At 62.9% G+C, this 12,742-nt stretch carries 13 protein-coding genes and 2 pseudogenes; all 15 read left to right on the top strand.

Annotation, left to right across the window (positions count from 1 at the left end):
• Position 1: 1 nt before the first annotated feature.
• The 15 genes and pseudogenes from RAD10_RS24290 (at position 2) to hypE (ending at position 12,734) form a co-directional block, all read left to right on the top strand.
• The gene (locus RAD10_RS24290; RefSeq protein WP_270163028.1) at positions 2 to 1,792 is read left to right on the top strand and encodes a nickel-dependent hydrogenase large subunit; all 1,791 of its coding nucleotides are present in this window, start codon (positions 2 to 4) and stop codon (positions 1,790 to 1,792) included.
• Positions 1,793 to 1,812: 20 nt separating this feature from the next.
• Complete coding sequence (cybH, locus tag RAD10_RS24285; RefSeq protein ID WP_375849359.1) at positions 1,813 to 2,553, top strand: Ni/Fe-hydrogenase, b-type cytochrome subunit; 741 nt, start codon at positions 1,813 to 1,815, stop codon at positions 2,551 to 2,553.
• A 17-nt stretch (positions 2,554 to 2,570) separates the two neighbouring features.
• Complete coding sequence (locus RAD10_RS24280; RefSeq protein ID WP_461619514.1) at positions 2,571 to 3,152, top strand: HyaD/HybD family hydrogenase maturation endopeptidase; 582 nt, start codon at positions 2,571 to 2,573, stop codon at positions 3,150 to 3,152.
• Positions 3,153 to 3,178: 26 nt separating this feature from the next.
• Positions 3,179 to 3,466 (top strand): annotated as a pseudogene (locus RAD10_RS24275) (HypC/HybG/HupF family hydrogenase formation chaperone); the annotation flags it as partial.
• Positions 3,467 to 3,698: 232 nt separating this feature from the next.
• Positions 3,699 to 4,144, top strand: a pseudogene (locus RAD10_RS24270) (thioredoxin domain-containing protein).
• Positions 4,141 to 5,004: a hydrogenase expression/formation protein gene (locus tag RAD10_RS24265; protein ID WP_270163024.1), complete on the top strand. Its 864-nt coding sequence runs from the start codon at positions 4,141 to 4,143 to the stop codon at positions 5,002 to 5,004. Before RAD10_RS24270 ends, RAD10_RS24265 begins: the two are co-directional and overlap by 4 nt.
• Complete coding sequence (locus RAD10_RS24260; protein ID WP_027544465.1) at positions 5,001 to 5,210, top strand: rubredoxin; 210 nt, start codon at positions 5,001 to 5,003, stop codon at positions 5,208 to 5,210. The genes RAD10_RS24265 and RAD10_RS24260 overlap by 4 nt, the downstream gene beginning before the upstream one ends.
• Positions 5,207 to 5,722 carry a [NiFe]-hydrogenase assembly chaperone HybE gene (hybE, locus tag RAD10_RS24255; protein WP_375849339.1) on the top strand — a complete coding sequence of 172 codons (516 nt, stop codon included), beginning with the start codon at positions 5,207 to 5,209 and terminating at the stop codon, positions 5,720 to 5,722. The genes RAD10_RS24260 and hybE overlap by 4 nt, the downstream gene beginning before the upstream one ends.
• The gene (locus RAD10_RS24250; RefSeq protein WP_270163021.1) at positions 5,719 to 6,813 is read left to right on the top strand and encodes a hypothetical protein; all 1,095 of its coding nucleotides are present in this window, start codon (positions 5,719 to 5,721) and stop codon (positions 6,811 to 6,813) included. The genes hybE and RAD10_RS24250 overlap by 4 nt, the downstream gene beginning before the upstream one ends.
• Positions 6,806 to 7,147, top strand: coding sequence for a hydrogenase maturation nickel metallochaperone HypA (gene hypA, locus RAD10_RS24245; protein ID WP_270163020.1), 342 nt, complete (start codon positions 6,806 to 6,808; stop codon positions 7,145 to 7,147). Before RAD10_RS24250 ends, hypA begins: the two co-directional genes overlap by 8 nt.
• On the top strand, positions 7,147 to 8,070 hold the full coding sequence (gene hypB / locus RAD10_RS24240; protein ID WP_270163019.1) for a hydrogenase nickel incorporation protein HypB: 924 nt from the start codon (positions 7,147 to 7,149) through the stop codon (positions 8,068 to 8,070). The genes hypA and hypB overlap by 1 nt, the downstream gene beginning before the upstream one ends.
• Positions 8,067 to 10,331 carry a carbamoyltransferase HypF gene (gene hypF / locus RAD10_RS24235; RefSeq protein ID WP_270163017.1) on the top strand — a complete coding sequence of 755 codons (2,265 nt, stop codon included), beginning with the start codon at positions 8,067 to 8,069 and terminating at the stop codon, positions 10,329 to 10,331. Before hypB ends, hypF begins: the two co-directional genes overlap by 4 nt.
• On the top strand, positions 10,331 to 10,567 hold the full coding sequence (locus RAD10_RS24230) for a HypC/HybG/HupF family hydrogenase formation chaperone (protein ID WP_270163016.1): 237 nt from the start codon (positions 10,331 to 10,333) through the stop codon (positions 10,565 to 10,567). The genes hypF and RAD10_RS24230 overlap by 1 nt, the downstream gene beginning before the upstream one ends.
• Positions 10,564 to 11,697 carry a hydrogenase formation protein HypD gene (hypD, locus tag RAD10_RS24225; RefSeq protein WP_270163014.1) on the top strand — a complete coding sequence of 378 codons (1,134 nt, stop codon included), beginning with the start codon at positions 10,564 to 10,566 and terminating at the stop codon, positions 11,695 to 11,697. The genes RAD10_RS24230 and hypD overlap by 4 nt, the downstream gene beginning before the upstream one ends.
• Positions 11,694 to 12,734 carry a hydrogenase expression/formation protein HypE gene (gene hypE, locus RAD10_RS24220; protein ID WP_270163011.1) on the top strand — a complete coding sequence of 347 codons (1,041 nt, stop codon included), beginning with the start codon at positions 11,694 to 11,696 and terminating at the stop codon, positions 12,732 to 12,734. The genes hypD and hypE overlap by 4 nt, the downstream gene beginning before the upstream one ends.
• Positions 12,735 to 12,742: the final 8 nt, after the last annotated feature.

Raw genomic sequence — 12,742 nt, 5'->3', positions numbered from 1 at the left:
GATGGGCATCCGGACACCGAACGGATTCAAACTCGACAATTCCGGCAAGCGCATTGTCATCGATCCGGTCACTCGCATCGAAGGTCACATGCGCATTGAGGTCAACGTCGACGCAAATAACATCATCCGGAACGCCGTATCCACAGGCACGATGTGGCGCGGCATCGAAGTCATCCTGAAGGATCGCGATCCGCGCGATGCCTGGGCGTTCACCGAACGGATCTGCGGTGTGTGCACCGGCACGCACGCCCTGACGTCGGTGCGCGCGGTCGAGAATGCGCTCGGAATCACCATTCCGGAGAATGCCAACTCGATCCGCAACCTGATGCAGCTCGCGCTGCAGGTGCACGATCATGTCGTTCACTTCTATCACCTGCATGCGCTGGATTGGGTCGACGTGGTCTCGGCGCTCTCGGCCGACCCGCGGGCGACTTCCACGCTCGCGCAGTCGATCTCGAACTGGCCGTTGTCATCGCCTGGCTACTTCAAGGACCTCCAGACCCGCCTCAAGAAGTTCGTCGAGTCGGGGCAGTTGGGTCCTTTCAAGAACGGCTACTGGGGCAGCAAGGCCTACAAATTGCCGCCCGAAGCCAATCTGATGGCACTGGCGCATTATCTGGAAGCGCTCGATTTCCAGAAGGAGATCGTAAAGATCCACGCCATATTCGGCGGCAAGAATCCTCATCCGAACTGGCTCGTCGGCGGGGTTCCCTGTCCGATCAATGTCGACGGTACCGGGGCGGTCGGAGCCATCAACATGGAGCGGCTGAACCTGATCTCGTCGATCATCGATCGTCTAACGGAATTCAACGAGCAGGTTTACTTGCCTGACGTGGCGGCGATCGGGTCGTTCTACAAGGATTGGCTCTATGGCGGTGGTCTTTCGGGCAAGAGCGTGCTCACCTATGGCGACGTGCCGGAACACGCCAACGACTACTCCTCCAGGAACCTGAAGCTGCCGCGAGGGTCCATCATCAACGGCAATCTCTCGGAGGTGTTTCCAGTCGACCATGGCAACCCCGACGAGATCCAGGAATTCGTCGTTCACTCCTGGTACAAATATCCCGACGAGACCAAGGGCCTGCATCCTTGGGATGGCGTCACCGAGCCGAACTACGTGCTCGGGCCCAATGCGAAGGGCACCAAGACGGCGATCGAGCAGCTCGATGAGGGCGGCAAATATTCCTGGATCAAGGCGCCGCGTTGGCGAGGCCACGCCATGGAGGTCGGTCCGCTCGCGCGCTGGGTCGTCGGTTACGCGCAGAACAAGGCCGAGTTCAAGGATCCGGTCGACAAATTCCTGAAGGACCTCGACCTGCCGCTGTCGGCGCTGTTCTCGACGCTCGGCCGCACCGCGGTGCGCGCGCTGGAATCGGTCTGGGCCGGCCGCCAGATGCGCTATTTCCAGGATAAGCTCGTCGCCAATATCAAGGCGGGTGATAGCTCGACCGCCAACGTCGACAAGTGGAAGCCGGAGAGCTGGCCAAAGGAGGCCAAGGGCTTTGGCTTTACCGAGGCGCCGCGCGGCGCGCTCGCGCACTGGATCAAGATCAAGGAAACCAAGATCGACAATTACCAGTGCGTGGTGCCGACCACCTGGAATGGCTCGCCGCGCGATCCGAAGGGAAATATCGGCGCATTCGAGGCCTCCTTGATGGATACTCCGATGGTGAATCCCGGGCAGCCGCTGGAGATCCTTCGCACCATTCATTCCTTCGATCCGTGCCTGGCGTGCTCGACGCACGTCATGAGTCCGGATGGCCAGGAACTGGCGACCGTCAAGGTCAGATAAACCAGGGGTGAAGCACCATGATGAATGCGGCTGAATGTCGCGCGAAATCCGAGCCGGATATCGCCGCGATCGCAGCGGACGCGGTCGGTGGACATGCGATCGGACGTCCCACGGTCTATGTCTACGAAGCACCGGTGCGAATCTGCCACTGGGTCAATGCATTCTCTATCGTCGCGCTGATGATGACCGGCTACCTGATCGGAATGCCGTTGCCATCGGTGGAGGGCGAGGCGTCGGCGAACTTCGACATGGACTATATCCGCTTCGCCCACTTCGCGGCTGGTCAGGTGCTGGCCGTGTTCTTCCTCACCCGCGTCTTCTGGGCTTTCGTCGGCAACCATCATTCCCGGCAGATCTTCTATCTGCCGGTTCATCGCAAGCAGTTCTGGGGAGAAATGCTGGATGAAATCCGCTGGTACGCGTTCCTGGAACACAAGCCGAAAATGTATGTCGGCCACAATCCCTTGGCGCGGACCGGGATGTTCACGGGCTTCACGCTGTTCGTGGCCTACATGATCATCACCGGCTTTGCGCTCTATTCGGAAGGCACCGGAATCGATAGCTGGCAGCACAAGCTGTTCGGCTGGGTGTTCGCGATCTGGCCGAACAGTCAGGATGTGCACACTTGGCATCATCTCGGCATGTGGGCGCTCGTGACGTTCGTCATAGTGCACGTCTATGCCGCGGTCCGCGAAGACATCATGTCGCGTCAGGGCATCATCTCCTCGATGGTCTCCGGCGAACGGCAATTCCGCGACTGAAGCCGGAAACGAGGCCTATGCCGATATCTTCAACAGACCGCATTCTGGTGCTCGGCATCGGCAATATCCTGTGGGCCGATGAGGGGTTCGGCGTACGGGCGGTGCAGGAATTCCACCGCCGCTACGTCGTATCGGACAATGTCACCATTCTCGACGGCGGGACGCAGGGCCTCTACCTCGTCAGCTATCTGGAAGAGGCCGATCGTCTGATCGTGTTCGACGCGATCGACTATGGGCTCGTGCCGGGAGAGTTGAAGCTGGTGCGCGACGAGGAAGTTCCACGTTTCACGGGCGCGAAGAAGATGAGCTTGCATCAGACCGGATTTCAGGAAGTCATCAGCGCGGCGGATCTGCTCGGGCGCTGCCCGAAGTATCTCGCGTTGATCGGCTGCCAACCGCACGATCTCGAAGACTGGGGCGGCCCTCTGACCAAGCCGGTGAGTGATCAGATCGGGCCGGCGATCGAGCTGGTCTGCGCAATCCTGGCTGAGTGGGGGGCGACGGCGAGTCCGCGCAGCAAGCCGCTGCCGGAGTCCGAACGGCTGCTCGCCAACGATATCGACCATCAGCACTACGAGATGAGGATGCGGCCGGTCTGACCGGCGTGCGCGACCGGAGACGCGGGATGTGCCTTGGCCTGCCGATGACGATTGTTGAGACTGACGGCGTTTCGGCGCTATGCGAGTTTCGCGGCGAGCGGCGGCGTGTCTCGATACTTTTGCTCCCCGACCTGCCGGTCGGCAGCAAGGTGCTCGTCCATATCGACACCGCGATCCGTCTGCTCGATGAGGCAGAGGCGCGACTGATCGCTGAGGCGATCGAGGGGCTGACCGCGGTGCTCGGTGGCGAGGATTGCGACCGTTTCTTCGCCGACCTCATCGAGCGAGAACCGCAACTGCCCGAGCATCTCCGGTTCGACCCAGCGGCCGACCTTCCAAATCCGATCCTCGATGTCACCCGCATCGCGGGCGGCTCGGGTTGGTCCGCCGCGGATGAAAGACAAGTTTCATTCGAAACCATCCCTCTTCGCGGACGCGAAAATGCATGATCCATCTCAATGAGATCGGTCTGGAAAGGCGATAACTGATCGTGACATATGCCTTGCTAACTTCTCGCGTCAGAGAAACAGGCTTGCCAGGGGGCTGATGGAATTCCAGCAGGGAAAGCATGATCTGACGCGCCGCGGCCTGCCCGAGGTCGATGCCGCGAGTGTCGATCGGTTTCTTGACGCGGCCAATGAGGCTGGTGCGGTGGCCGTGCTGTTGTCGGCGGGCGATCCCGCGCGTTTTATGGAGGCGATCGACGTCGCGGTCGTGTTGCCGGAACTGATTGACGCTTTTCAGGGCCGGCTGCGGGGTGCCGTGATCGCGCGTCACGCCGAGAGCGAGCTCGGCCAGCGCTTCGGCGTGCGGGTGCAGCCGACGCTGATCTTTATCGCCAAGGGCGAAACGCTCGGATTGATCGCCAAGATTCAGGATTGGTCGGTCTATGTCGACCGCATCGCCAAGCTGATCGACCGTCCGCGCGACGCGAGCGTGTTGTCGTGACAGTCATCATTCCCCAGCATCGCTCACAGGATGTCAAACTATGAAAGCGGGTTTGTGGACCGCGCCTGGAGGCGCCGAGCAGCCGATCAACGTGTTTCCGATTGGCGAGGGAAGCCTGCATGCATCGAGCGGCAGCCTGACGGCCGTGGGCGCCTTGGCGAAGCTTGCCACGCTGGACAGCGCGGAGCTGGCCAAGCGCTGTCCGAACGCAATCGATCTGCTGTCGAAAGTGGTAGCGGCCATCGCAAGCCAAAAGACCGACGTGCCGACACGATTGTTCCGGCTCGCCAATCTCGACGATCTCGAGCGCAACCTGATTGCGGACATACTCGGCCAAGGTGAGGTTGCCGGCTTCGTCGCGCTGCCGGACGGATCGCTGGCGCAGATCCAGGAATCGGCGCTGGCCGGAATCTGGCACGTGCGGCTCGAGATCGACGCCAGTCATGAATACCTCGAAGTCGGCGCAATCCCGGAAATCGTCAAGCGCGCCGCTGCTGATCTTACGGCTGCGGATTTCAAGATCGGGCAGGCACCGGAAGGCGCGATGAACGCGCTGCCGGTGCTCGCGGAAATCCGCGAGCGCGCGCTGGCCTGGCGGCCGAGCATTCGCTCGCAAATCATCAATTTCACGCTGCTGCCGATGAGCCCCGTCGACATGAGCTTCCTCCATGACACCATCAGGAATGGGCCGATCCAGCTCGTTTCACGCGGCTACGGCACTTGCCGGGTGCTCTCGACGGGTATCCGCAACGTCTGGTCGGTGCAGTTCTTCAACGCCATGGATGCCATCATCCTTGACACGCTGGAGGTTGGCGGTGTGCCGACCGTGGCAATCGCGGCTGACGAGGACTTCGAAGACTCCGCTGAGCGCCTCCAGGAAATCATCGAGGCCTATTTCAAATGAGCGTATTCGAAAATTTTGGCGTTCGCCAGGATGTCACCGAAGGCACGCGGCTGGAATGCGGCATCTGCTGGACGGTGTACGATCCCGCCGATGGCGACGATGTCGCGCAGATCGCATCCGGCACGCCCTTCGCGGTCCTTCCTGACGATTGGCGCTGCCCGAACTGTGACGCGCCGAAGTCCAAATTCATGGCCATCGCGTCATGAAACCTCATGCGCAAGCGCCTGCCACTGACGCCGACGCGGCAGCTTGGGGGCAGCGGCTGGCTCACGTCTACCGGGACATCGGCGAGCGCGCGATGCGCGAGCTGCCGATCTACAACGACGGCCTCGACGTCGAGGCAGTCGGCTTTCGCGTATCCAACGGCACGATCATCGGTATCATGGTCACGCCCTGGTTCATGAACGTGGTGATGCCGGCCGGCGAATTGGCGCCGGCGGCCTCAGCTTCGACATTGCGCTCTCGCTTTCCGGCCGGCGATATTGAGTTCATCCTCAGCGACCTCAACCATGTGGGCCGTATCGCGAGCTGTTCGCTGTTCTCGCCCATGTTCGGGTTCGCCGACGTGGCCTCTGCGCGGGCAACGGCGGAAGCGGTCATCAACGAACTCATGTTGCCGGCCGACGGCAAGGAGGTGACCCGACGCCGCGAAACCGCTACAAGCGCGATCGATCGGCGTAGCTTCATGCGGGCTGTTCTGACGGAGCAGCACGAATGAACCCCGGCTTCCGCAACGAGATCGACATCACGGTGTGGCTCGCCAAGGATACGATCGCCGACGTCGCAATCCTGCCCCGGAGCCGGCTGCCGTTGACGCGTCTGTTTGCGGGCAAGCCCGTCTCGTCGTTGCTCTCCGTGCTGCCGCGGCTGTTCTCGCTGTGCTCGGTTGCACATCAGGTGGCGTTTCTGGGAGCGGTGGAAGCCGCGCGCGGCGAGGATTGTCCTCCGGAGACCATGCATCGCCGCGTCACCGCTGTCGTCGCCGAGCGGCTGGCGGAACTGTTCCGTGGTCTGTTCGTCGGCCAGCTCACCCTGGACGGCGCGAGCGCCGCCGCGGTCCGCGCCATGATGCAGGCGACCGCCGTCCTTGGTGACCTCCTCGGCGAAGGCGGGCAGGTGTCGGCGCGTTGCGAGGCGGTATGGCGTATCAAGGCGGTGCTCGCTGCACTCGGAATCGCGGGCGAAGGAGAGGCGCTGACGCCAGGCAGCGCGCTGGCAGCGCATTTTTCGAGCTTCGATGGGCATGCGCTGCTGCAGCCGGTCGTCGAACACTCGTTTCTTTCCGTCGCCGATGATCTCGATGTCATCATGCGGCTGCTTGCGGATGGCGCGAGCTTCTCCGATGCCCCCGATCTCCACGGTCGAATTCCCGAGACCGGTGTGTGGGCACGCCGGGTCCGGCGCCAGCCGGTCCTGCCTCCGAGCGCCGGACCTGCCGAGCGGCTGAAGGCGCGGATTGCGGAAGTGACGCGCCTCTGCTCCTGGCTCGAGACGGGCGACGCGGCGCTCGAGGACGGCGTCATCGAGAGCTACCGGCTTGGCGCCGGCAGAGGTGCGGCGGCCGTCGAATGCGCGCGCGGCCGGCTCTATCACGTCGTCGAGAGCGATGACGAGGACCGCACCGTGCGCTTCGAATCCCTCGCTCCGACCGAATGGAACTTCCATGCGCGTGGACCGCTGGTCCGCAGCCTGCAGGGTTCGGCGCCAGCCGCCGGTCGACAGGGGCAGGATGCCGTCCGTGCGCTCGTCGGCTCCTTCGATCCCTGCGTCGGATTTAACCTCAGCTTCCACGAGGTTGGCCATGCATGAGATGGCGCTTTGCCAAGGCATCGTCGAGATCGTCGAGGAGGAGGCCCGCGGGCGGGCGTTCTCCAAGGTGAAGGCAGTGTGCCTCGAGATCGGCGCGTTGAGCCATGTTGCGCCGGAGGCGATGATATTCTGCTTCGAAGCGGTCGCAGCACGCACCATTGCACAAGGTGCGACCCTGGACATCGTCGAGACGCCTGGGACCGCCTGGTGCATGGCCTGCTCGACAAGCGTCGCAATCAAGCGGCGCCATGAGCCATGCCCTGCCTGCGGCAGCTATCAATTGCAGGTGATCAGTGGAGAAGAGATGCGGGTCAAGGCATTGGAGGTCGGCTGATGTGTACGATATGCGGCTGCGGTGACGGCAAAGCTTCCATTGAGAGCGGGCGCGATCACCCCCATGGGCATGATCACACGCATCCTCATGATCACCGTCACGATCATGGTCACGATGGGCACCGTCATCACGACCATGATCATCACCTTCATCATCACCACGATCGAACGCGCGGCGATCCCGGCCTGCTCGACTGCGGCGCCGACCGGGCCGGGCAGACGATCGCCGGCATGAGCAGCGACCGCATCATCCAGGTCGAGCGTGACATCCTCGACAAGAACGACCGCCTTGCGGCCGACAACCGCGCGCGGTTCCGCGCGGATGACGTGCTCGCCTTCAACCTGGTCTCGAGCCCCGGCGCCGGAAAGACCACGCTGTTGGCCCGCGCTGTGTCCGAACTGAAAGACAATTGCCCGATCGGCGTGATCGAGGGCGATCAGCAGACCTCGAACGACGCCGAGCGGATCCGCGCGACAGGCGTACCGGCGGTCCAGGTCAACACCGGCAAGGGCTGCCACCTCGATGCGGCCATGATCGGCGAGGCCTATGACCGGTTGCCCTGGCTCAACGGCGGCATCCTTTTCGTCGAGAATGTCGGCAATCTCGTCTGTCCGGCAGCGTTTGATCTCGGCGAGGCCTGCAAGATCGTGGTGTTCTCGACTACCGAAGGCGAGGACAAGCCGCTCAAATATCCCAACATGTTCGCAGCGTCCTCGTTGATGCTGATCAACAAGATCGATCTCGCGCCCGTGCTCGACTTCGATCTCGCCAGGACGATCGAATATGCGCGGCGGGTCAACCCAAAGATCGACGTGCTAACAGTATCGGCGCGGACCGGAGAGGGATTTACGGCATTTTATGCCTGGATCCGGAAGCGCGCCGAGAAGGCGAGGGCGGCATCCCTGAGTGCCGTATCGGCATGATGATGAGCGGCGGAGCCGCAGCGCGCGATAGTCGGAGGCTGCGCCTGCACGTGCGCGGCGCCGTGCAGGGCGTTGGCTTTCGCCCCTATGTCTATGGCCTTGCCATACGCTATCGCCTCGGCGGCTTCGTGGCCAATGACCCGCACGGCGTTGTGATCGAGGTTGAAGGTGCGCGCGCTGCCGATTTCGTCGCTGCGCTGCCGCTGGAGAAACCGCCGCTGGCACGGATCGACGGGATCTCCGTGCAGCAAATCCGCGCGGTTGAAAGCGACGAGTTCTGTATTCGCGCCAGCGAGCAGGGCAAGGTGTCGACGCGGATCGTCGCCGACGCCGCGACTTGTGCCCAGTGCCTGAGCGAGCTGTTCAATCCGAGCAGCCGCTTCCATCTTTACCCCTTCGTCAACTGCACCCATTGCGGTCCGCGCTATACCATTGCCGAGCGGCTGCCATATGACCGTCGCTCCACCGCGATGAAGCATTTCGCGATGTGTAAGGCTTGCGCCGCAGAATATGCCGATCCCGCAAGCCGCCGCTTTCATGCCGAGGCGATCGCCTGTCCATTGTGTGGCCCGCGCTTGAGCCACGGCATCGATGAGGTCGCTGCTGAGATCGCAGGCGGAAAAATCGTCGCGCTCAAGGGACTCGGTGGATATCAGCTCTTGTGCGATGCCCGAGACGACGAGGCGGTGCGGCGTCTGCGGCAGCGGAAGCAGCGGGAGCGGAAGCCGTTTGCGGTCATGGTTGCCGCAGTCGACGCTGTCGCGAAGATCGCAAGCGCGGATGCAACAGAGCTGGCATTGTTGGAGTCAACGGCGCGCCCGGTCGTATTACTGACATCGCGTCGGCAACTTGCGCCGGAAATCGCACCGGACCTGTCGCGGATCGGCGTCATGCTACCGGTCGCGCCGCTGCATCATCTGGTGTTCCATCTGCTGAACTCGGCACACCCGCGTGCGGACGGCTCTCCTTGGGTGATCGTGGCGACGAGCGCCAATCCGGGCGGCGAGCCGCTAGTCATCGAGAATGACGAGGCGGAGCGGCGGCTCGCCGGCATCGCAGACCTGATCGTCACCCATGATCGCGATATCGTCTCGCGTGCTGACGATTCCGTGGTATCGGTCGTTGCCGGCCGCGCGCAATTCATCCGGAGGGCCCGCGGCTATGTTCCCGAGCCGATTCGGTTAGCGCGCGCCGTGCCGCCGGTGCTCGCAGTGGGCGGCGCGCTGAAGGCATCTGTCTCGATTACGCGCGGTGATGAAGCCTTCGTCTCCCAGCACATCGGCGATCTCGATACCGTGGACGGCATTCGCTTCTTCGAGGAGACGATCGAGCACCTGATCTCGACGCTGGATGTCGAGCCGGCCGTCGTGGCGCATGATCTTCACCCCAACATGGCCTCCACCCGCTTTGCCGAGGCGAGCGGTCACAGGCTGATTGCCGTTCAGCACCATCATGCACATGCGGCGTCCGTGATGGCGGAGCACGGTATCGACGGGCCCGTGCTGGCACTGGTTCTTGACGGCTTTGGTCATGGTAGCGACGGCGGGAGTTGGGGCGGCGAGCTCTTGCGGTGTGAGGGCGCGCGCTTCCGGCGGATCGGACATCTAGTGCCGCTCAGGATGCCAGGCGGCGATCGCGCCGCGCGCGAGCCTTGGCGGATGGCTGCCGGCGTGCTTCAGGCGCTCGGGCGTGGCGCGGAGATTCCGCGTCGCTTTGCGGCGCAGCCGTTGGCGGCGGGTGTTTTGGCCCTGCTCGACCAGCCCGACGTGCCAACGACGACCAGCGCCGGCCGGATGTTCGATGCAGCCGCAGGATTGCTAGGACTCTCCACGCGGCAGAGCTATGAAGGCGAAGCCGCGATGAAGCTGGAGGCGCGTGTTCACCGTACACGCGTCGCTGAGAATGCCTGGACAATTGAACAAGGTGTGTTGTCGCTGTATCCGCTGTTTGAACGGCTTGTGGCTGATGCCCCCGATCCGACCGTAGGCACGGAGCTGTTTCATGGCACGTTTGCGGCGGCCTGCGTCGACTGGATCGCCTGCGCGGCACGAGAGACCGGCCTCACCACCGTCGTTTTGAGCGGCGGCTGCTTCCTCAACGCGATCCTGAGCGAGGAGGTGCAGCGCGGCTGCGTCGCTGTCGGCCTCAATCCGAAGCTCGCGCGCCAGGTGCCGCCGAATGACGGCGGCTTGAGCCTCGGCCAAGCCTGGGTTGCCGCTCTTCAAATGCTCGAACAACAAAGGCTGGAAGGAAACGCCTGATGTGTCTCGCCATACCTGCAGAGGTGACAAAGCTCCTTCCCGACGACATAGCCGTCGCCTCGATCGACGGCGTCAGCAAGGAGGTTTCGGTGGCGCTGATCGAAGATCTTGCCGTCGGCGACTACGTCATCATCCATGTCGGCTATGCCCTGACCAAGATCGATCCGGATGAGGCGAGGCGGACACTGGAGCTCATGCGTGAGCTCAGCACCGGAGAGCAGGGAGCAATGCAGTGAAATACGCGGACGAATTTCGCGACAAGGCAATCGCGCTGGGGTTGGCCAGGGCGATCCGGTCTGAGGCCGATCCGCAGAGGTCCTACCGCTTCATGGAGTTCTGCGGCGGACATACGCATGCGATTTCGCGCTATGGCCTGGAGGACATACTGCCCAAGAACGTGCGGATGATCCACGGCCCCGGCTGTCCCGTCTGCGTGCTGCCGGCGGGACGTATCGACATGGCGATCCGGCTGGCCGATCGGCCGGAGGTGATCCTTTGCGTCTATGGCGATCTGATGCGGGTGCGGGGCTCGCAAGGTGCCTCGCTGTTGAAGGCAAAGGCACGTGGCGCCGACGTCCGTATGGTCTATTCCACGGTCGATGCGATCCGGATCGCGGAAGAGAATCCGGAGCGGGAAGTCGTGTTCTTCGCGATCGGCTTCGAGACCTCGACGCCGCCGACCGCGATCATGATCCGACGTGCCGAGAAGAGGCAGCTCGAAAACTTCAGCGTGTTCTGCAACCACGTGCGGACGCCGCCAGCGATGCAGAACATTTTGGAGAGTCCCGACATCCGCCGCGTCGAGATCGACGGCTTCGTGGGGCCCGCCCATGTCAGCATCATCATTGGCACCGAGACCTACGAGGTCTTTGCAGAGGAATTTGGCAAGCCGGTGGTGATCTCGGGCTTCGAGCCGCTTGACATGATGCAGGCGATTCTGATGCTGGTGCGTCAGGTGAACGAGCACCGGAACGAGGTGGAGAATCAATATAGCCGTGCCGTAACGCGCGATGGGAATCCGCGCGCCAAGGAGGAGGTCTCGAATATTTTCGAGCTGCGGGACCAGTTCGAATGGCGAGGCCTCGGGCTCGTGCCCTATAGCGGATTGAAGCTGAAGCAAACCTACGCCAGATTTGATGCGGAGATACGCTTCGCCATGAACGAGCTACGCGTCCCCGACAATCCGGCCTGCGAATGCGGCGCGATCCTGCGCGGTGTCAAGAAACCGGTCGACTGCAGGCTGTTCGGAACGGTGTGCACGCCCGAGACCCCGGTGGGATCCTGCATGGTCTCCTCGGAAGGCGCATGTGCCGCGCATTGGACCTACGGTCGCTTCCGCGATCGTCAGCAGAAGCGGGCCTCATGAGAGCCCATCAGCGCAAGCTCGACATCAAGCACGGCTGCGTCGACCTGTCCCACGGTTCCGGCGGCCGTGCGATGTCGCAGTTGATCTCGGGCCTGTTCCACGAGGCCTTCGGCAACGAATGGCTGGCGCGCGGCAACGATCAATCCGCCTTCGATGTCGGCGCCGGGCGCATGGTGATGACGACTGATGGCTATGTGGTTTCGCCGCTGTTCTTTCCCGGAGGCAATATCGGCTCGCTCGCGGTGCACGGCACCGTCAACGACATCGCCATGGCCGGTGCCCGACCGCTTTATCTGTCTGCGAGTTTCATTATCGAGGAAGGCTTTCGGTTTTCAGACCTCAAGATGATCGCGGACTCCATGGGCGAGGCGGCGAAATCCGCCGGCGTCCATATCATCACCGGCGACACCAAGGTGGTCGAGCGCGGGAAGGCCGACGGCCTGTTCATTTCGACCGCGGGCGTTGGCCTGGTGCCTGAGGGACTCGATCTCTCCGCTGAGAATGCCAGGGTCGGAGACCGGGTGCTGATCTCGGGCACGCTTGGCGATCACGGCGTCGCAATCATGTCAAAGCGCCAGAACCTCGCCTTTGAAACGGAGATCGTCTCGGATTCGGCCGCCCTGCATGATCTGGTCGCCAGGATGGTGGCGGCGGGCGGCTGCGGCATCCGTCTGATGCGAGATCCCACGCGCGGCGGCCTCGCGGCGACATTGAACGAAATTGCCCAGCAGTCCGAACTAGGCTTCAGCCTCCAGGAAGAGGCGATCCCGGTCAAGCAGGGGGTGGCGGCTGCCTGCGAGCTGCTCGGGCTCGATCCGCTCTACGTCGCCAATGAGGGGAAGCTGGTCGCGATCGTGTCGCCTGATGTCGCCGGAGCCGTGCTGGCCGCCATGAGAGCGCATCCGCTCAGTCGCGATGCCGCCGATATCGGTGAAGCGGTGCCGGATGATCATCACTTCGTGCAGATGACGACGAGCTTTGGCGGTGGCCGGATCGTCGACTGGTTGTCGGGCGAGCAACTGCCCCGGATCTGTTGAGGCCCAAG

The sequence above is a fragment of the Bradyrhizobium sp. 23AC genome (genome assembly GCF_054863025.1).
The sequence above is the reverse complement of the archived record's forward strand: the minus strand, read 5'-3'. Positions and strand labels throughout refer to the sequence as shown.

What these genes read in the sequence shown, in the direction of transcription:
- RAD10_RS24290 (WP_270163028.1), top strand. Translation starts at nt 2, where the DNA reads ATGGGCATCCGGACACCGAACGGATTCAAACTCGACAATTCCGGCAAG.
- cybH (WP_375849359.1), top strand. Translation starts at nt 1,813, where the DNA reads ATGAATGCGGCTGAATGTCGCGCGAAATCCGAGCCGGATATCGCCGCG.
- RAD10_RS24280 (WP_461619514.1), top strand. Translation starts at nt 2,571, where the DNA reads ATGCCGATATCTTCAACAGACCGCATTCTGGTGCTCGGCATCGGCAAT.
- RAD10_RS24265 (WP_270163024.1), top strand. Translation starts at nt 4,141, where the DNA reads ATGAAAGCGGGTTTGTGGACCGCGCCTGGAGGCGCCGAGCAGCCGATC.
- RAD10_RS24260 (WP_027544465.1), top strand. Translation starts at nt 5,001, where the DNA reads ATGAGCGTATTCGAAAATTTTGGCGTTCGCCAGGATGTCACCGAAGGC.
- hybE (WP_375849339.1), top strand. Translation starts at nt 5,207, where the DNA reads ATGAAACCTCATGCGCAAGCGCCTGCCACTGACGCCGACGCGGCAGCT.
- RAD10_RS24250 (WP_270163021.1), top strand. Translation starts at nt 5,719, where the DNA reads ATGAACCCCGGCTTCCGCAACGAGATCGACATCACGGTGTGGCTCGCC.
- hypA (WP_270163020.1), top strand. Translation starts at nt 6,806, where the DNA reads ATGCATGAGATGGCGCTTTGCCAAGGCATCGTCGAGATCGTCGAGGAG.
- hypB (WP_270163019.1), top strand. Translation starts at nt 7,147, where the DNA reads ATGTGTACGATATGCGGCTGCGGTGACGGCAAAGCTTCCATTGAGAGC.
- hypF (WP_270163017.1), top strand. Translation starts at nt 8,067, where the DNA reads ATGATGATGAGCGGCGGAGCCGCAGCGCGCGATAGTCGGAGGCTGCGC.
- RAD10_RS24230 (WP_270163016.1), top strand. Translation starts at nt 10,331, where the DNA reads ATGTGTCTCGCCATACCTGCAGAGGTGACAAAGCTCCTTCCCGACGAC.
- hypE (WP_270163011.1), top strand. Translation starts at nt 11,694, where the DNA reads ATGAGAGCCCATCAGCGCAAGCTCGACATCAAGCACGGCTGCGTCGAC.